The following is a 19,138-nucleotide window of genomic DNA, read 5'->3' as shown; positions in this document are numbered from 1 at the left end:
TCCGGTCCAAGGTCGATTCGGTCGCCGGAAACGCCTTTTGTAGGCGAATGCGACTGATTTGCATCAAGATTGGCTTACACTGCCCGCTTCATCCCGGCAAGCCAGGGCGCCACCCGCAGCATCAGCCAGCCGAGCCTGATTTCTGATCTGCAATCTGGAGTTACACCTTGGCTCAAAGAACCGTTCGCCGGCAGGCCGCCGCGCGTCGCCGTATGTCCTCGCTTTCCCCTTCGGCCGCCATGCCGGCCGAGCTCGCGATATCGCCCGCGCCGCGCGCCGTCGCCGGCGCCGGTCTGCGCGACGGTGCCGCGCTGCCGTTCGGCGCCCTGATGCTGGCGGCTTCGGTCGGTAGCTGGGCCCAGTCCGTTCCCGCCGAGCCCGGCGCCAGCCGGACCCTCGACACCGTGACCGTGACCGGCCAGGCCGAGGTGCAGGGCAGGGACCAGGTGCAGACGCGTCGCACCAGCATCGGCAAGGGCACGCAGGACATCCGCGACATCCCGCAGTCCATCAACGTCATCACCGAGAAGCTCATCGACGACGTCAAGCTCGACACGCTCAAGGATGCGCTGCACTACTCGGCCGGCATCACCTTCGCGGCGACCGAGAACGGCACCGACCAGGACATCCGCCTGCGCGGCTTCCCGGTGGCCACCACCGGCGACCTGCTGATCGACGGCATGCGCGATCCCTCGCAGTACGAGCGCGACACCTTCAACCTCGATCGCGTGGAAGTGCTGCGCGGCTCGGCATCGATGATCTTCGGCCGGGGCTCCACCGGCGGGGTCATCAACCAGGTCACCAAGAAGCCGGTGCTGGCCGACCAGACCGACCTCATCGGCACGGTCGGCTCGCGCGGCTACTACCGCGGCACGGCCGACTTCAACAAGCGCCTCGGCGAGGACTCCGCGTTCCGCCTCAATGCGATGTGGAACAAGGCCGACAACGGCGGCGCCAAGGTCGACAAGTACGGCATCGCGCCGTCGTACAGCTGGGGCATCGGATCGCGCGACGAATTCAACGTCGGTCTCTACCACCTGAACGTGGACAACGTGCCGCAGTCGGCGATGCGCTGGGTGGCAACGGGGCGCCAGGGCGTCACCAGCTACACGACGGCGGGCGTCCCGGTGATCGGCAACCTGGGCACGCTCGCGCCCGTACGGCCCGGCACCTTCTATGGCACCGCGGCGGATCGGCTGACCGGTAAGGCGACCTACGTCAATGGTTCGTGGAACCATGTCTTCGACGACGGCAGCGAACTGCGCACGCAGATCCGCAGCGGCACCTTCGACCGCAACCAGTGGTCGACCGCCGCCGGCGCCGGCACCACGCTCGGCCAGCCGACCACCGTCGCCAATTTCAGCGATGCCACGCTGCTCACGCGCTCGGGCCTGAATCCCCGCAAGGACCAGTACCAGGGCACCTATGTGCAGAGCGACTACAGCCGCCAGGTCGACTGGGGCAGCACCCGGCACCAGATCCTGACGGGCATCGATGCCTCCAGGGAATCGGCCGACCGCTACCAGAACGACGCCTTCACGAACAACGCCATCCTCGGCCGGGGCCTGGGCACGCGCCCCGCGACGTTCGTCGGCAATGCGAACGACGGCGCCGGTCTCGTGGGCACCGGCATCGATCCGGTCTATCGCCAGTCGAGCGGCTACTCGGCCAAGGCCTTCGGCGCCTATTTCCAGGACCTGGTGCAGGTCGCACCGTACTGGAAGGTGCTCGGTGGCGTGCGCTACGACCGCCTGAGCGGCGACTTCGACCAGTACAACTACACCAACCCGTCGTGCGTGAACCGGGTCACCGGGACCAACATCGCGGCGCCGGCCAACAACTGCGTCGGCGGGGCGCAGCTCTACCGACCGGGCAGCGCGACGCCGGCGATCGCCAGCACGAGCCTGTCGCAGGGCGCCTGGAGCTATCGCACCGGCGTGCTGTTCCAGCCCTCGGCGACCCAGTCCTACCACCTGTCGTACAGCACCTCGTTCAACTCCTCGGCCGATACCTACCAGTACGTCTCGCCGCAGACCGCCAACACGCCGCCGGAGAAGAGCCGCAACATCGAGATCGGCACCAAGCTCGACTGGCTCGACGGCAAGCTGTCGACGCGCGCCGCCCTGTTCCGCACCGAGAAGACCAACGAACGCACCACCGATTCCGACTTCGCGGGTGGTTCCTACCTGCTGTCGGGCAAGCGTCATTCGCAGGGCCTGGAACTCGACGTCGTCGGACGGTTGACGCCGCAGTGGGAGATCTATGCCTCCTACTCCTACATCCCGACGGCGACGATCGACAAGGCCGGCAGCACCGTGGCCTTCGGTACGGTCGGCTCGCGCGTCGGCCTGACGCCGCGCCAGACCGGCGCGCTGTGGGTGAGCTACCAGGCGACGCCGAAACTGCGACTGGCCGGCGGCCTGCGCGGCGCGTCGGAGAACCGACCGCTCGCGGGCACCACCGGCGCGGCCAGCCTGGCCAACAGCACGCCCGGCTACGTGGTCAGCGACCTGATGGCCGAGTACAAGTTCACGCCCGACCTGTATGCCCAGATCAACGTGACCAACGCGACCAACAAGCTCTATGGCGACCAGCTCTATCCGGGCTTCGCGATCGCCGGCGTGCCGCGCACCTTCCTCTTCACCGTGGGTGCGAGGTTCTGATCCTCGACCGAGAACAGCGGCGCTCCTCCACATGCTCGTCCATATCCAAGGCCTCCTGCAGCCCGACGAAGTCCGCGCGGCGCGACGGATCCTGGATGGCGCGCCGTGGCAGGACGGCCGCCTGACCGCGGGCGAGCAATCGGCCCGCGCCAAACGCAACGAACAATTGCGCGAGGACTGCGAGGAGACGCGCGCCGCGCAGCGCCTGCTGCTGGCCGGCCTGGAGCGGCACACGCTCTTCTTCTCGGCCGCTCTGCCCAAGCAGATCTCGCCGCCCTTGTTCAACCGCTATGGCGGCAGCGCGAACAGCTTCGGCAACCACGTCGACAGCGCGGTGCGCTTCCTGCGCGACGGGTCGGGAAGGGTGCGCACCGACATCTCCTGCACCGTGTTCCTGTCGTCGCCCGAGTCCTACGACGGCGGCGAACTGGTCATCGAGGACACCTTCGGCGAGAAGCGCGTGAAGCTGGAAGCCGGCGACATGGTGCTCTATCCCGGCACCAGCGTGCACCGCGTCCTTCCCGTCACGCGAGGGCAGCGCGTCGCGAGCTACTTCTGGATCCAGAGCATGGTGCGCAGCGACGAACAACGTCGTCTGCTGTTCGACATGGACAACCACCTGCGGGACCTGCGCACGCGCCTGGGCGAGACCGATCCGGCCTGCATCGGCTTGACCAGCACCTATCACAACCTGCTGCGCATGTGGCTCGATGTCTGAGCACCCGCCACGAAGCAGCGGCAATCCACTTCGATCGAATTCGAATGCGACCCGAACCATGAACAAGACACACATCCTCCTGGCCTTCGCGGCCGCCCTGGGCTTTTCCGTCGATGCCGCCGCCCAGTGGGTCGAGCACGACAAGGTGCGCTGCGAAGCGGTCTCCAAGGAGGAGATGCGACCGCAGATGGACCTGCAGCGCAAGCTGACCAGCGAAGGCTGGAAAGTGCGGCAGGTCAAGACCTTCAATGGCTGCTACGAGGTCTATGGCTTCGACGAAAAGGGCCAGCGCACGGAGGCGTTCTTCCATCCCAAGAGCTTCGAGAAGGTCGGGCAGGTCAAGCAGGGTGACTGAACCATCCTCGACGCCTCCGGTGGCGCGTCTGCCATCCGTGCGCGTCTGGGACCCCGTCGTGCGGCTGCTGCACTGGGGACTGGCCCTGGCCGTCGCCGTCGCCTGGTTCAGTGGCGAGGAAACGCTGGCGCGCCATGAATGGGCCGGTCATGGCGCGATGCTCGCCGTCGTGCTGCGGACGATCTGGGGTTTCGTCGGCACGCCGCATGCGCGCTTCACGGATTTCGTCCGCGCACCGCGGGTCGTCCGCGCCTATGCGGTGGCGATCCGGCGTCATGTGGAGGCGCGGCACCTCGGGCACAACCCGCTGGGCGGCTGGATGATCGTGGCGCTGATGGCCACCGTCATGGCCACCGGCCTGACCGGCTGGATGTACACGCTGGATGCGTTCTGGGGTCTGGCGTGGCTGGAGTGGACGCATCGGGCGCTCGCATGGGGCCTCGTCGGAATGGTGCTGATGCACGTGGCGGGCGTCGTCTTCTCGAGCCTGCGCCATCGCGAGAACCTGTTGCTGGCGATGCTGACAGGCCGCAAGCGCGGGGAGTGACGGGGTTGTCGTCAAGATCGATATCGTCGATCTTTTAGTTAACATAACTATTATTGTATTTACATCAACTCGACTGGTCCCGACCGGAGAGCCAATGATCATGAAACGCCGCGGCCGGATCGCCAGCGCATACGGTGTGCGATGACGCGACGCCATGCTCCAGAGGTCGGCTCGGGATCTCAGCGCCTCTGCTCGCGTGCCGTCGCCATGGAGGCACCGGGTCGTCATCCGAGCAGCACGGGCCAATTGGTCGACTGTCCTCCAGGCTTTCAGCGCTCGCCAGATTCCTTAGGACGATGAAAAGCCAACGATTAGGCTAACGGTCAACGTGAGCAAAAACTCTACCCTCATACCAGTTCAATAAAATCCTGGGGTCCTGGGGTCCTGGGGTCCTGGGGTCCTGGGGTCCTGGGGTCCTGGGGTCCTGGGGTCCTGGGGTCCTGGGGTCCTGGGGTCCTGGGGTCCTGGGGTCCTGGGGTCCTGGGGTCCTGGGGTCCTGGGGTCCTGGGGTCCTGGGGTCCTGGGGTCCTGGGGTCCTGGGGTCCTGGGGTCCTGGGGTCCTGGGGTCCTGGGGTCCTGGGGTCCTGGGGTCCTGGGGTCCTGGGGTCCTGGGGTCCTGGGGTCCTGGGGTCCTGGGGTCCTGGGGTCCTGGGGTCCTGGGGTCCTGGGGTCCTGGGGTCCTGGGGTCCTGGGGTCCTGGGGTCGCGAATCCCAAAGCCGTTAGCCTATTTGCGTTGTCATGCATGGGCGGCTGGCACTCTGACTCGATATGGCGTGTCCGGCGGCCTCCCGCCAGAGCGCCTCACAATGGGCCGATGCCAGAACTACGAGAACTCATGCGCCAGTTCCCCCAGGCGGGCCGGCTCGACCACATCCTCCTGCGCCCTGCTCGGCGCGTCCCTATCCGATCGGTGACCGAGGCATTGGCAATTGCCGAACGTGGACTCGATGGCGACCGCAGTGCCGCCGCGCGTCCGGGTGGACGCCGCCAGGTCACGCTCCTGCAAGCGGAACATCTGCCGGTCGTTGCCGCATGCATCGGCGTCACGACCATCGCGCCCGAATTGCTGCGTCGCAATCTGGTGGTCTCGGGTCTCAACCTGAATGCCGCCCGTTCGCTATTCGACGATCAATCGATCCAGCTCCTCATTGGCGAAGAAGTGGTGTTCGAACTCACGGGTCCCTGTGAGCCCTGTTCGCGCATGGAGGAATTGCTGGGTCCCGGTGGATACAACGCCATGCGCGGACATGGTGGCCGGACGGCGCGCATCGTCCGCGGTGGCGTGCTGCGCGTCGGTGATCGCGTGACGTGCCGTTGGCAAACAGCCTGAGGATCATCCCCTGACATGGAGGCGTCGCGCACAAGGCGCCTTGTCGTCGAAGCGACCTCACGTCGATGAGCCAAGGCTGGAATCATCGAGTGCCCGGGAGTTGAGAGACCGAGCGCGGCATACATGACCCCACCCTGTCCCGCGGCCCGTCGACGAGTCGATACATCCTGCATCGAATGGGTCGGACAATGACACTTTGAATCAATCGACGTCTTAAACATGCGCATTCCCGAAGCAATGAATAGATGAAAACATTCAGCGCGGCATCGACGCGCATAGACTCGGGACTTCCAATCCATTCATTCCAAGTGCCCATGACAAAGACCTATGCCCAACTGACGCGTGAAATACAAGCTCTTCAGGCATCCGCAGAAAAACTGCGCGCCGCGGAGGTCAAGGCTGTAATTGCCAAACTCAATGAATCGATCGCCGAATACGGACTGACTGCCAGCGATCTGCATTTCCCCGTTTCGGCATCCGCATCCGCCCGACGTCAGACTTCGTCGTCGTCGAGTTCCTCACGCGCGGGGGCATCGGTTGCCAAGTACGGCGACGGACAGGGAAACACTTGGGGTGGCCGTGGCCCGCGCCCGGCCTGGTTGCGCAGTGCGATCGCCGGCGGCCGCAGCCTGGAGAGCTTCGAGGTCTCGGACGGCGCGGCATCGAGCGCAAGCGGCGGTCGGTCCTCGACGAACGCCACGCCAGGTTCCAGGATCAAGCTGTCGCCGCTCTATGGCCATCCCAAGACCGGTCAGACCTGGAGCGGGCGTGGTCCGAAGCCGGCCTGGCTCAAGCAGGGCCTGAAGAAGCGCGGCGCGTCGATCGACGACTTCCTGATCTCGTCGCACGCCTCGGCGACGAGCGAGCCGACCACCACGGAGGCATCGGCCAAGCCCGCCGCCACGGCGCCGGTGTCAGGCGCCAAGGCCCGCGCCACGGCGGGTGACGGCAGGTCGGCCCCCGCGAGCAGGAAGGCGACGCCGCAGAAGACCGGTACGCAGCCGAAGAGCGGATCGGCTCCGGCAGCCGACGGCTCCGGCAAGACCGCTCCGGTCGCAGCGACCAGGAAGAACAAGGACGTCCGCGCCGCTTCGAGCCCGGCTCCCTCGGAACCGACGGCCGCACCGGCCAGGAAGACCGCGACCAAGGCGCCGGCGAAGACCGCTGCCAAGCCGCCGGTGAAGGCAGCCGCCAAGAGTGCCGCCAAGCCGGCGACCCGGAAGGCCAGCGCACCCAGGAAGAACCTGCCCGCTTCCATGGCCCCGCCGGCCGACGCGGCACCGACGCCTTCGACCGTTCCCACCGCCGCGCCGATGCCGGCGCCGCAATCCGACTCCGTCGAAGGTCGGGGCGACGCCACCGGCCGCTGAAGCGGAACGCCGGGCCAGCCGGTCCGGCGTCGTCTCCGCATGGATTGGTCGAGGCTCAGGAGCGAGGTGATGCGAGTGCGGCATTCCGCGTCGCACGACCCGGCACGGTCTCCCGCCCACAGTCGAAAAGTCAACAGATCGTGAATATGTCGCGGACGACACAATTGGTCCGCGGCTTTTAATTCAAATCCCAGCGTCTCGATCCGCCGATTGTTCGATCATTCGGCCTGGATGAAGATCGCTCTCTGTACCCTGTTCGAAAGCCATTACCACTACGGCGTCGCCGCATTGGTCAACTCGCTCGCGGCCTCTGGATACGAGGGCACGATCTGGGTCGGTCATCGGGGCGCACTGCCAGCCTGGATCGTCGATCACGAGCATTACGACGCGCATCGCAACTGCGTCCAGGTGACACCGCAATTGGCATTGCATGCGGTCGAACTCAATCCCTCAGTCAGTCTTAATTACTACAAACCTACATTCATGCGCGAGGTCTTCTCGATGCACGATCCCGCCTGCGACGCGGTCGTCTATCTGGATCCCGATCTCGTCGTCAAATGCGCGTGGCGCGAGATCGAGGACTGGTTCGCGCAGGACGGCATCGTGCTGATCGAGGACATCAACTCGTCGTTGCCATCCAACCACCCCAAACGGCTGCTGTGGCAACTCTTCTTCGCCACCCGCGGCGAGCGGCAGCAGCGCGGTCTGGAGCGCTACTACAACAGCGGTTTCATCGGCGCCCGGCGCTCGCACCTGCATTGTCTCCAGGCGTGGGAGCGCATCTGCCGGCTCATCGTCGCCGAGATCGGCGTCGACCTGCGGCAGCGCAAGGCCGGCTCGCCGGACGATCTCTTCCATTCGACCGACGAGGACGCGCTGAATTTCGCCGTCACCCTGAGCGACGTCAACCTGAACACCCTGGGACCGGAAGCGATGGATTTCGCGCCCGGTGGCCATCACCTGTCGCATGCCATCGGCGCCTCCAAGCCCTGGCAGGGCCGGCACCTGCGACGTGCCCTGTGGGGCCAGCCGCCAACGATCGCCAGCCGCTGGTATTACCGCTTCGCCGAAGGCCCCCTGTCGCCCTTCTCCGCCGTGTGGCTGGCGCGACGCCGGCTCTCGCTGACGCTGGCCATCGCGCTCGGTCGCCTCTACGGCCGGGCCTGAGCCGACACCGGCCTCGACGCCGACCCGCATTCCACGTCGCGCGCAGGGGGCCGGCGCGCGCCGGTGCTCGGGCCAGGCATCAGCCCAGCAGGCGCAATCCCGGCGGCAGCGATTCCCCGAAGACACCCCGTTCGCCCGCTTCGTCGAGCACCGTCACCTCGCGCACCCGCTCGATCCAGGCCGCCGGCACGCGCTGTGCCTGCAGCCGGGCGATCACGCGCTCGCGCACCTCCAGTGGCAGGTCGCGCACGCGGTCCCCGCTCAGGCGCGCCAGATTCCCGGCGGCGGCCGCCGCCCCGTCGACCTGCTTCCAGTCGAGCGCCAGCATGGCATCGAGCCAGCCCAGCGCGGCATCGACCGGCACCACGCCATGCGCGCTGCCATAGAGCGGCGCGCGCGCGCCCAGTCGACCGACCGCCCACAGCGTCCAGGCGCCATCGCCGGCCGGTGAGCCGGACGCCACCGGCGCCGCTGCCGTCGTCGAGGCCGAGGCCACCGGCTGCGCCCTCACCCGCTCGATCAGCCAGTCGCCGATCTCCACCTTGTGCGCCACCGGGATGCGTTCGAGCGAGGCGCCCAGACGCACCATGTCGTCGAAGCCACCGACCACGAAACCCGGCGGGCGCTCGTGGATGCCGGCCTCGTCGCCCTGCAGGTTGAGCGCGAAGTCCTGCAGCAGCCGCTCCTGCGCCTCGCCGTCGAGGCCGCCGGCGACGCGGCGCCAGAAGGTCCACCATTCGGTGCGCACCTGCCGCACGCCGCCATGGCGCACGCCACGCTCGAAGATCGGCCAGAGCTGTTCGATCCGCCAGCCGTCGAGCGGATCGCCGAAGCCCGGCCGCAGGCACCATCCCGCCAGACTCAGCCACAGGCGCTCGTGATCGGCCGAGCGATGCCGCCCGCGCGCTCGCTGCCACAGCGCGTCGTAGAGCGGGCGCAGCCAGGCCGTGGGCCATTGCTCGCGACCGCCGAGCAGGCTTTCCAGGCGGCCGCGCAACTGCTTGACCGCACGCGGATCGACAGCCCGGTCGCGGGCGCCGAAGACGCGTTCGATGGCCTCGATGGCGATGCCGAAGCGTGGCGGCAGGGCCTCCGCCGGCGCGGCCACCGGCGCATCGGCGTCCGGGGTGCGCAACTGGAAGGCCAGCTGCCAGCGGCGCGTCGGATCGTCCAGGGCGATGCACTGGAGGTCGAGCGTGCCGACCTCGGTCAGCGTGGCCGCCAGCCCGACGCGGATGGGACGTCGCGCGCCACCCTGCTCGGCGCGCACGACGGTGGTGATGGGCGGCAGCGGCTGGACCTCGCGGCCGGCCAGCTCGACCAGTTCGCCGGCACGCGGCAGCGCCGCGCCCGGCGCGACCTCGGTGGTCGAGACCATGTCGAAGCGCACGGGCTCGCCGGTGCGCAATTCGAAGCTGCGTTCCTCCAGCCGGATCTCGCGTCCTTCCTCGCTGCCCTGCGGCAGCACGCACACGGCGCGCGAGCGCGCATCGTCGAGCGGCAGGAAGTAGCTGCGCGGCGACCCGCCCCCGATGCGCGGCGCCAGGCCGCGCCGGGCCATCGCATACGCCACGGCGCCGCGCGCGACCGCGACATCCGGATCGGCGTTGTGCAACGCGATGAGCGGCGCGCCGCGCCAGTCCCCCAGCGTCGTGTGCAGTCGCGCCGCGATGGCCTCGGAGCGGAACACGCCGCCATTGAGCAGCAGCGCGTCGGGCCAGCCGGCCGTCGCGTGCTGGCGCAGGAAGCCGGCGATGTGGCGCGTCACGGCCGGATCGCTGGCATAGGGCAGGCCGAAGGCGATCAGCCCGCTCGAGCGCTCGCGCCGCGGACCCTCGTCCGCGCCGCCCCGGGGAAAGAAGCCATCGACCACGATCTGCTCGACCTCGGCGCGCTCCAGCGTGGCCGAGCGCGCGGCGCCGATCAGGCGCGCGCCGGTGCCCAGCAGCGTCACCTGCGCGCTGGCCGGGCCGTCGGCGGCCAGCAAGCGCTCCTTGGCATCGCGGCAGCGCTCGACCAGCTGCCCGAGCCGGCCGGCCGACAAGCGCGTGGTCGCAGCATCCGGCAGGCGGGATTCGACGCGATGCGCGAGCGCCAGGTCCATGTTGTCGCCGCCGAGCATCAGGTGGCGGCCGACCGCGATGCGCTCCAGGCGCGGCGTGGCGCCATCGCGCTCCACGCGCACCAGGCTCAGGTCGGTGGTGCCGCCACCGACGTCGCACACCAGCACCAGCCGGGCATCGCCCAGCGCGGTGTCGAGCGTCTGGCGATGGCGGAACAGCCAGTCGTACAGCGCGGCCTGCGGCTCCTCGAGCAGGCGCAACCGGGGCAGCCCGGCCTCGCGCGCCGCCTCGACGGTCAGGGCGCGCGCGGCATCGTCGAACGATGCCGGCACCGTCAGCACCACCTCCTGGTCCTCGAGCCGGGCCTGGGGATGGCGATGGTTCCAGGCCGCGCGCAGGTGCGCGAGGTAGCTCGCGCTGGCCTGCACCGGAGAGACCCCGGGCACATCGGCGGCGGCGCCCCAGGGCAGGATAGGCGCCAGCCGATCGACCGCCGCGTGCGACAGCCAGCTCTTCGCGCTGGTCACCACCCGGCCCGGCACCTGGGCGCCGAGCTTGCGCGCCAGGCGGCCGATCACGGCCGCGGTGCCCTCCGCCGGCGCCGCCCAGGGCAGGGCCAGGTCGCCGGGCGCCAGTTCGCCGGGCGCCGGGTGGTAGCGCATGGATGGCAGCAGCGGCAGTGCCGCGACCTCGCCCGGCGCGATCAGCTGGTCGATGTCGAACAGGCGGATGTCGGCCGCGCCAGTGGCTTCCCGCAAGGGCGCGCAGGCGACCACGGTATGGGTGGTGCCGAGGTCGATGCCGACCATCCAGGCGGCGCGCGCCCCCCCGGGCGTGTCGCGCGTGCCGGGCCGCTCAGGCGCCCGGCTGGCGCTCGCCGCGCACATCGAACTCGATCTTCCAGCGTTGCTCGCCATCACGCGGCACGGCCACCAGCTCCAGCGTGCCGGCCTCCGTCACGCGAGCGGCGAGTCGCACCGGCACCACCTCGCCCGGCTGCCGGCCCTCGGTCGGCAATGTGGCGGAGATCGGCGCGAGCTCCTGCATCTCGTCGGGCGACCAGAAGCCCAGCAGGGTGCCGACGGTGTCGTGGCGCCGCACCGACGAGGCGAAGAAGCGGAAGTCGACCGGCTCGCCCACCACCAGGCCCAGCTCGAGTCCCGGCAGCTCGGCCTCGGTGCCCTCCTCCATGCCGAATGGCGCCAGGCACAGCGCCTCGACCGGCGGCTCCATGCCGGGCACGGCGGGCATCGAGGATTCGACGCCGACGTAGTAGGCGAACGCGGTGCCGCCCCGGATGCGCACGCCCCGGCCCTGGCGCACATAGCCGTAGTAGGCCGCGCCGCGCGCCACGGCCAGGTCGAGATCGGCTCCGGCGAGCGGCCGCGCGGGGGGCGCGCCCTCGGCGGTCAGCCAGCCGTCGAGCGTCTGCAGCAGGCGCTCGGCCAGCATCGGGGACTTGAAGACGCCGCCGTTGAAGAGCACGGCGGTCGGATGCAGGAAGCTGGCGCCATCGGCATGACCACCGAAACCCGCCAGCTCGGCCAGCGCGCCCAGCTGGCGGCCCAGGAAGGCCGCCAGGTGACGCGTGACCGCCGCGTCCTGCGCATAGGGCAGGCCGAGCTGCGCCAGGCCGGCGCGCACCCGGCTGACCGGACGGGCGCTGGCATCGACGCGCGGGAAGAAGCCGTCGACGATGACCGCCGCGACCTCCTCGGCCGTCAGTTCGGTGCGGATCGAGCCGCCGATGAGGCGGCTGCCCCGGCTGGGCACGACGATCGGCTGCGCCTCGGGCGCGTCGCCGTCCGCCGCGGCGTCGCCGGCCGCGCCGAGCAGGCGCTCCTTGGCGCTGCGGCAGGCATAGGTCAGCGCGCGCAATTGCCAGGCGTCGAGCGTGGTGCCGGCGGCGGCGAGCTTGCGGGCCACGCCGTGGGCCAGCGCCAGGTCCATGTTGTCGCCGCCCAGCAGGATGTGCTCGCCGACCGCGACGCGATGCAGTTCGAGGTTGCCCTCGCGCTCCAGCACGGCGATGAGGGAGAAGTCGCTGGTGCCGCCGCCGACGTCGACCACCAGGATGACGTCGCCCGGGCGCACCTGCTGGCGCCAGGCGCCGCCGCTGGCCTCGATCCAGCTGTAGAGCGCCGACTGCGGCTCCTCGAGCACCGTGAGCGAGCGGCAGCCGGCGTTGCGGGCGGCCTCGACCGTCAGCTCGCGCGCCGCCGGATCGAAGGACGCGGGAATCGTCACCGTCACATCCTGCTCGGAGAACGGCGCCTCCGGATGGGCATGGTCCCAGGCGTTGCGGACGTGCTCGAGATAGCGCGTCGAGGCATCCAGGGGCGACACGCGCGCGACCTCGCTCGGCGCGTCGTGCGGCAGGATCGCCGCGCGCCGGTCGACGCCGGGATGGCACAGCCAGCTCTTGGCGCTGGAGACCAGCCGGATCGGCGTCGTCGCGCCGCGCGAGCGCGCCAGCTCGCCCACCACCTGGGTGCCATCGGCCGCCCAGGGCAGCGCCAGGTCGCCCGGCGCGAGTTCGTCGGCATGCGGCAGGTAGAGGAAGGACGGCAAGAGCGGCAGTGCTTCCACCGCGCCGGGCGCGGTCAGCTGCGGGATCGGCAGCGTGCCGTGCGCCGTGGCCTCGCCGTCGCTGCCGGCGATGTCGACATAGGCCAGCGCGCTGTGCGTGGTGCCCAGGTCGATGCCGATCGAATAGCACGGCGCGCTCACAGCTCGACCTCGGCCGGCGCGACGATGCGCGCGTCGTGGCGCTCGGCGAGGCGCGGCAGGCGGACCTCGGTGGCGCGCCAGCCGCGATGCGCGAGCTGGCCGGAGAACGGCGGCTGGCCGACCACGTTGCCGGTCACGCGCACGGCGGCGGCATCGAAGCCCGGCTGCAGGGTGACGCGGGCGCCCTCGGCCTCGTCGCGCACCGGCACCAGCGTGAAGTGCTCGCGCAGGACGCGGGCGCAGCCCTCGTGCACCAGGCGGGCGGCGGCGCCGATCTGGGCATCGGCATAGCCGGTCAGGTCCTCGCCGACGAAGTCAATCAGGCGGGCATCGCGCTGCAGCAGCGCGAGCAGCTGGAGCGCGGCGTCGGGGCCGTTCTCGCGCAGCACCGGCGGTGGCGGCGGCGGCGCAGCCACCGGCGCGGCGGCGACCGGTGCGGGCGCGGGCGCCGCGACCGGGGTCGATGGCATCGGCGCGATGGCGCCATCGCGCAGCGCGACATAGCGCGCGGCCAGGCCGCCATTGGCCATGAGACTGAAGAAGGCGCCGAAGGCAAGCGGAATGCGGCTGAGCAGCGAGAGCTGGGCGCCGTCGGGGGAGGAGGGTTGAGGGCTGTTCATTGGTTGCTCCAGATCGGCCGCGCGCGCGCGGCCGTCGTCGGGATGGCCGATGGCCTGACCGGGCTGCGGACGCGGAACGCTAGACCGGGCCTCGGATCGGGATCGCCGACGGATGGGGAATGCGGCGCCGCAGTGTAGTTGAGGCCCGCAAGTCCACGGCGCGCCGCGGGCGTTGCGCCCCGACTATTCGAAGCGGATCAGATAGCTCAGCGAGCCAAACATCTGCCGGCCGCTGCTGGTCACCAGCGGATCGGTGGTGCGCACCGCGAAGGTCAGCGACGAGCGCCCCCAGCCATAGGCCAGCCCCAGGGTGCCGGCCGTGCGCTCGCGCCGCAGGCGGGCCTCGTCGCCCAGTCCCATGTGATGCAGCACGCGGTCGACCGACACGCCGGCGAAGACGAACCATCCGGCGCCCACGACGAAGGGGTCGACGCTGTAGCCGTTGACCACCGCCGCCGGATAGCTGCGCGACAGGCCGGTGCCGTAGCGCAGCAGCAGGCTCGCGCCGAGCGTGCTCTCCAGGTTGCCGAGCGTGCCGCCGGCCTGGACGATGGCATCGGCGCTGGCGCCGCCGGCCACGCCCGGCGTGCTCGCGAAGCGCCAGGCCCGGGCGCGCTCCAGCCCCACCAGCGGGCGGTTGGAGATCTGGGTGTCCCAGCCCTGCGGCGCGGTCGAGCCCGTCAGACGATGGATGGTGCGCTGGACCTGTTCGGCGCCGGCGCCCGGCCCGATCAGGCCGAGGCTGACGGCGGCGACGTCGACCGTCTCGTCGTTGCGCGCCACCTGGGCCGAGCGCAGCATCAGGAAGCCCGCATAGGGCGCATCGGTCGGATCGGGCACGCGGCGCGAGATGTCCTTGGGCGTCACGATGCCCTGGCCGAACGACACCGCCGTCAGCACCGCGTCGGACACCCCCAGCAGCGACGCGACCGGCCCGACCAGCACACCCGAGGCGATGCCCGCCTCGCCCGGCGCCGCGACCCGCAGGCTGGAGAGATAGATGCCATTGGTGTAGCCACCGCCATCGCGTCCGAGGAACAGGTCGTTCTGGAACAGCAGCGCGCCATAGCGCTCCTCGGCCAGCGCCTGGGTGGCCAGGCCCTGGAATGCCAGGAGGCCCAGGCCCAGCAGCAGCGGGAGGCGACGGTGCCAGGTGCCCAGGCGCGCGCGCCGCGGGATCGAGTGGGAGGCGAAACGGAGGTCGGTCGAGGAATTCATGCGGACGCGTGAAGAGATGTGTCTTTCTGTGAACCGGCGAGCGTATCGCCATCCGCGCCGGCTCCGCCCGGATCGCCGACTAACCAGCACGGAAGCGACGGGAACACCCTTGGCGGGGGCGATCGGCCCGCGCCGACGGGCAGCCGATGGCCATCGCGGTGCGCCACGTCTCATCGGGGTGCCCGACGCACCGAGGTGCGCTCCGGGCACCCCGGCCGGTCCCGCACGCCACGGGTTCCAGGGCATCGCCAAGCACTTCCGAAGCTGGCACACAACCTGCTAAATACCCTGCGCAGATATTCGGAATATCTTCTTAATATATTTAAATGCCGGCCCCGACGGGCTGGTGGTTCCTTCCCTTCGACCCTCATCACGTTCAGGAGCATCCATGACCCAAGCCCGCTGGCAAGGCATCTTCCCCGCCATCACCACCAAGTTCCATCCCGACGAGCGCATCGACGCCGAGGGCACCGCCCGCCACATCGACTTCCAGATCCGCAACGGCATCCATGGCCTGGTGACCTGCGGTTCGCTCGGCGAGGCCAGCACGCTGTCGCTGGAGGAGAAGCTCACGGTGGCGAAGATCGCGCTGGAGGCGGCCGATGGCCGCATCCCCGTGCTGGCCAACGTCTCGGAGACCAGCACGCGCGAGGCCCTGCGCTACATCGAGGGCGCCAACGCGCTGGGCGTGGCCGGCTACATGGTCATGCCGTCGGTGATCTACGTGGCCGATGCGCGCGAGGCGATGGCCAACGTGCGCGCCATGGCCGAGGCCGCGCAGAAGCCGGTGATGGTCTACAACAACCCGGTGGCCTACCGGGTCGACCTGAAACCGGCGCACATGCTCGAGCTGGCCGACTGCGAGTGGATCGTCGCGGTCAAGGAGAGCACCGACGACATCCGCCGCATCACCGACCTGCGCAACCTGCTGGGCACGCGCTACCAGATCTTCTGCGGCGTCGACGACCTCGCCTACGAGGCCCTGGCGCTGGGCGCGGACGGCCTGCTCGCCGGCGTCGGCTGCGCCTTCCCGCGCGAGACCGTGGCGCTCTACGACCTCATGAAGCAGCAGCGCTTCGCCGAGGCCCTCAAGCTCTACCAGTGGATGACGCCCATGCTGCACCTGGACGTGTCGACCAAGCTGGTGCAGAACCTCAAGCTGATCGACCTGCTCGTGGGTGTCGGCAGCGAGCACATGCGCCGTCCGCGCCTGCCGCTGATCGGCGAGGAGCGCGCCTTCATCGAGGGCATCGTGGCCCGGGCGCTGGCCACGCGGCCGACCCAGTACCAGTCGATCGACTGATCCGGCCGCCGCCTCCTCCGCCGCCGCCGTCACCTCCTCCCAGGACCCCACCATGCCCGAACCCACCTCCGGCGCCCGGCGCCTCGCCCGCGCGGTGCTCGACGCCTCGGACGCCATCCTGCGCTGCGAGCGCCATCTGCTGACCGCGCTGATGGGCGGCCTGGTGGCGCTGATCCTGCTCAACGTGGTGACGCGCTACACCGGCATGCCGCTCTACTGGGTGGACGAGGCCTCGGTCTACGCCGTCGTCTGGCTGACCTTCATCGGTGCCTCGGCCATGACGCGCCTGCGCATGGACTTCGCGGTGACGCTGCTGACCGACAAGCTCGGCGAGCGCGCCGCGCGCGTGGCGCGGTCCTGCGCCTCCTTCGGGGTGGTGGCGCTGGGCCTGGGCCTGCTGGCGATGTGCTGGGTCTGGATGGATCCGGTGGGCATCGCGCGCCATGGCTTCGATGCCCGGGAGTACGCGGCGGAATCCTTCAACTTCCTCTACACCGAGCGTTCGCAGACCCTCGAGTGGCCGATCTGGGCGGTGCAGCTGATCCTGCCGCTGTTCGCCCTGACGCTGACCGTGCATGCGATCGCCAACCTGCTGGAGGACCTCGGCCTGCAGCCCCGGCGCGCGCATCCCGAGTTCGACATCGCCAACGCCGACGTGGTGAACTGATCATGCTGACCTCCGGCTTCTTCCTGCTGATCATGCTGGTGGGCGTGCCCATCGGCGCCTGCCTGTGCCTGGCGGGCATCGTCTACATCCTGGACTCCGGCGCGCCGGTGCTGTTCCAGTCCTATCCATTGCAGATGTTCGCGGGCGTCGACAGCTATGGCCTGATCGCGATCCCGCTGTTCATCCTGATCGGCGAGATCATGAACGGCGGCGGCATCACCCAGCGGCTGGTGGACATGACGCTGGCCTTCATCGGCTCGGTCAAGGGCGGCCTGGCCTACGTCAACATCCTGGCCAACATGCTGGTCTCGTCGATCATCGGCTCGGCCACCGCGCAGGTGGCTATCATGAGCCAGATCATGGTGCCGGAGATGGAGAAGAAGGGCTACGACAAGACCTTCGCCGCCGGCCTCACCGTGTATGGCGGCATGCTCGGGCCGATCATCCCGCCCTCGGTGATGTTCGTGGTCTACAGCGTGCTGGCGCAGGTCGCGGTGGGCGACATGCTGATCGCGGGCATCGTGCCGGGCGTGGTCCTGACGGTGCTGTTCTTCGTCGTCATCGCATTGATGGGCTTCATCTACGACTATCCGCGCACCGAGCGGCGCACGCTGCGCCAGCGCGTGCGCACCGTCGTCACCTCCTGCCCGACGCTGCTGATCCCGCTGGTGATCGTCGGCTCCATCCTCACCGGCTTCGCCAACCCGACCGAGGCGGCGGCCGTGGGCGCGCTGGCCGCCGTGCTGGTCGGGCGCTACGTGACGCGCGAGTTCCGCTTCTCGATGATGCCGGCGATCCTGCTGAAGTCGGCCATCTACTCGGCCGTGGTGCTGTTCCTGGTGGCGGCGGCGGCGGTGTTCTCGTCGCTGCTGATCTACGGCAAGGTGCCGCAGGCGACCGCCGCCTGGATCCAGACCGTCGCCAAGGACCCGGTGAGCTTCCTGCTCCTGACCAACCTGATCCTGCTGGTCATCGGCACCGTCATCGACGGCATCCCGGGCCTGATCATGACGGTGCCGATCCTGCTGCCCATCGCCACCGAGATCTATGGCATCGATCCGCGCCACTTCGGCGTCGTGGTGGTGGTCAACCTGGTGCTGGGGCTGATGACGCCCCCCGTGGGCCTGAGCTTCTTCGTCGCCGCCGCCGTCACCGGGGCCAAGCCGGGAAAGATGTTCATCGTCACGCTGCCGTTCTTCCTCATCTGCTGCCTGGCGCTGGTCCTGCTGTCGATCTTCCCGAGCCTGTCGCTGGCCCTGCTCTGAGCGACATCGCGCCGGACCGCCCCCTTCCCGTCCCACTCGTCCACCCACCCACCCACCCACCCATCGGAGCATCGCATGACCCTCTCCCGCCGACATTTCGTCCAGGTCGCCACCGCCGGGCTCGCCGCCTCGGCCGCCGTCATCGCCCCGCGCGTGCGCGCCGCCGCCGCCAAGGAGTTCCGGCTGGGGCTCATCACGCCCGCCGGCCACTCGTGGAACCGGGCCGCGCTGGCCTTCGGCGAAGCGCTCAAGAAGGCCAGCGACGGCCGCATGACGGTCACCGTGTTCCATTCCGGCCAGCTCGGCAACGAGTCGGCCATGATGCAGCAGCTGCAGTCGGGCGCCCTCGACATGGGCTGGATCCAAGCGGCCGAACTCGGCTCGCGGGTCGCCAGCGTGGCGGCCATCAATGCGCCCTACCTGGTGCGCTCGACCACCAACGTCGCCTCGCTGGTGCGCACGCCCGCGGCGCTGAAGCTGCTCGACGTGCTGCCGCGCGAGACCGGCACCATCGGCCTGGGCTGGGGCATCACCGGCATGCGCGTGGTCTTCGCCACCCGGCCGATCGCCTCGCCGACCGACCTCAAGGGCATGAAGCTGCGCATCAACCCGACGCCGGTCTATCGCGACTTCTATTCCATGCTGGGCGCCGCGCCGACCCCGATCCCGACGCCGGCCGTGTTCGACGCCATGTCCAACGGCCAGGTCGACGGCCTCGAGGCCGACATCGAGTTCTCCTGGAACGCCCGCTTCGACAAGGTCTCGAAGGTGATGCTGCCGATGAACGCCCTGTTCATGCCCTTCGCGCCGCTGGTCTCGGGCCGCATCTGGCAGACGCTCGACGCCAAGGACAAGGCGTTGATCACCGACCTGGTCAAGCAATCGCTCGACGCCCAGATCCGCGACATCGTGACCACCGAGCTCGGCCTGATCGAGAAGTTCAGGGCCAGCGGCATCCCGATCCGGCCCGACACCGGCTACGACCCGGCCCCGGTCATCGCCCAGTTCGACAAGCTGTGGCTGCCCAAGGCGCCGGCGATCGCCGAGCTGCGCCGCATCGGCGCCACGCTGTAGCACCCCCGCTCCTCGCGGGGCACGCACCGATGGGACAATGCGTCCCC

General features: G+C 69.5%; 15 protein-coding genes. 11 read left to right on the top strand and 4 right to left on the bottom strand.

What is annotated here, in order from left to right; genetic code table 11:
* Nucleotides 1–239 precede the first annotated feature (239 nt).
* The 7 genes from AC1MLT_RS20425 (at nucleotide 240) to AC1MLT_RS20395 (ending at nucleotide 8,151) form a co-directional block, all read left to right on the top strand.
* On the top strand, nucleotides 240–2,663 hold the full coding sequence (locus AC1MLT_RS20425) for a TonB-dependent receptor (RefSeq protein ID WP_481036075.1): 2,424 nt from the start codon (nucleotides 240–242) through the stop codon (nucleotides 2,661–2,663).
* A gap of 31 nt (nucleotides 2,664–2,694) precedes the next feature.
* Nucleotides 2,695–3,381 (top strand): Fe2+-dependent dioxygenase, encoded by a 687-nt coding sequence (locus AC1MLT_RS20420; RefSeq protein ID WP_481036074.1) that lies wholly within the window; start codon nucleotides 2,695–2,697, stop codon nucleotides 3,379–3,381.
* A gap of 58 nt (nucleotides 3,382–3,439) precedes the next feature.
* A complete protein-coding gene (locus tag AC1MLT_RS20415) occupies nucleotides 3,440–3,736 on the top strand; it encodes a PepSY domain-containing protein (RefSeq protein WP_481036073.1) in 297 nt (98 codons plus the stop codon).
* The gene (locus AC1MLT_RS20410; protein ID WP_481036072.1) at nucleotides 3,729–4,283 is read left to right on the top strand and encodes a cytochrome b/b6 domain-containing protein; all 555 of its coding nucleotides are present in this window, start codon (nucleotides 3,729–3,731) and stop codon (nucleotides 4,281–4,283) included. Before AC1MLT_RS20415 ends, AC1MLT_RS20410 begins: the two co-directional genes overlap by 8 nt.
* An 836-nt stretch (nucleotides 4,284–5,119) precedes the next feature.
* The gene (locus AC1MLT_RS20405; protein ID WP_481036070.1) at nucleotides 5,120–5,614 is read left to right on the top strand and encodes an MOSC domain-containing protein; all 495 of its coding nucleotides are present in this window, start codon (nucleotides 5,120–5,122) and stop codon (nucleotides 5,612–5,614) included.
* A 314-nt stretch (nucleotides 5,615–5,928) separates the two neighbouring features.
* Nucleotides 5,929–6,984: an H-NS family nucleoid-associated regulatory protein gene (locus AC1MLT_RS20400; protein ID WP_481036068.1), complete on the top strand. Its 1,056-nt coding sequence runs from the start codon at nucleotides 5,929–5,931 to the stop codon at nucleotides 6,982–6,984.
* A gap of 231 nt (nucleotides 6,985–7,215) precedes the next feature.
* Nucleotides 7,216–8,151, top strand: coding sequence for a hypothetical protein (locus tag AC1MLT_RS20395; RefSeq protein ID WP_481036067.1), 936 nt, complete (start codon nucleotides 7,216–7,218; stop codon nucleotides 8,149–8,151).
* Nucleotides 8,152–8,230: 79 nt separating this feature from the next.
* Here the strand turns inward: AC1MLT_RS20395 and AC1MLT_RS20390 are convergent, their stop codons facing one another.
* The 4 genes from AC1MLT_RS20390 to AC1MLT_RS20375 form a co-directional block, all read right to left on the bottom strand.
* On the bottom strand, nucleotides 8,231–11,101 hold the full coding sequence (locus AC1MLT_RS20390) for an Hsp70 family protein (RefSeq protein ID WP_481036066.1): 2,871 nt from the start codon (nucleotides 11,099–11,101) through the stop codon (nucleotides 8,231–8,233).
* A complete protein-coding gene (locus AC1MLT_RS20385) occupies nucleotides 11,070–12,944 on the bottom strand; it encodes an Hsp70 family protein (protein ID WP_481036064.1) in 1,875 nt (624 codons plus the stop codon). The genes AC1MLT_RS20390 and AC1MLT_RS20385 overlap by 32 nt, the downstream gene beginning before the upstream one ends.
* Nucleotides 12,941–13,564 carry a DUF2760 domain-containing protein gene (locus AC1MLT_RS20380; protein ID WP_481036063.1) on the bottom strand — a complete coding sequence of 208 codons (624 nt, stop codon included), beginning with the start codon at nucleotides 13,562–13,564 and terminating at the stop codon, nucleotides 12,941–12,943. Before AC1MLT_RS20380 ends, AC1MLT_RS20385 begins: the two co-directional genes overlap by 4 nt.
* Nucleotides 13,565–13,747: 183 nt before the next feature.
* Nucleotides 13,748–14,782, bottom strand: a complete 1,035-nt coding sequence (locus tag AC1MLT_RS20375; RefSeq protein ID WP_481036062.1) for a lipid A deacylase LpxR family protein — start codon at nucleotides 14,780–14,782, stop codon at nucleotides 13,748–13,750.
* A 388-nt stretch (nucleotides 14,783–15,170) separates the two neighbouring features.
* Here AC1MLT_RS20375 and AC1MLT_RS20370 point away from each other — a divergent pair, with 388 nt between their 5' ends.
* The 4 genes from AC1MLT_RS20370 (at nucleotide 15,171) to AC1MLT_RS20355 (ending at nucleotide 19,091) form a co-directional block, all read left to right on the top strand.
* Nucleotides 15,171–16,085 carry a dihydrodipicolinate synthase family protein gene (locus AC1MLT_RS20370; protein ID WP_481036060.1) on the top strand — a complete coding sequence of 305 codons (915 nt, stop codon included), beginning with the start codon at nucleotides 15,171–15,173 and terminating at the stop codon, nucleotides 16,083–16,085.
* Between the two features lie 52 nt (nucleotides 16,086–16,137).
* Entirely contained in the window at nucleotides 16,138–16,752 is a 615-nt protein-coding gene (locus AC1MLT_RS20365; RefSeq protein WP_481036058.1) for a TRAP transporter small permease, read from the top strand.
* Between the two features lie 2 nt (nucleotides 16,753–16,754).
* Nucleotides 16,755–18,017: a TRAP transporter large permease gene (locus AC1MLT_RS20360; RefSeq protein ID WP_481036056.1), complete on the top strand. Its 1,263-nt coding sequence runs from the start codon at nucleotides 16,755–16,757 to the stop codon at nucleotides 18,015–18,017.
* Nucleotides 18,018–18,092: 75 nt separating this feature from the next.
* On the top strand, nucleotides 18,093–19,091 hold the full coding sequence (locus AC1MLT_RS20355) for a TRAP transporter substrate-binding protein (protein ID WP_481036055.1): 999 nt from the start codon (nucleotides 18,093–18,095) through the stop codon (nucleotides 19,089–19,091).
* The last annotated feature ends 47 nt before the right edge of the window (nucleotides 19,092–19,138 follow it).

Source organism: Variovorax sp. PEI5 (assembly GCF_056679935.1).
Note: the sequence above shows the minus strand (reverse complement) of the source record. Positions and strands in the feature narration are given on the sequence as shown.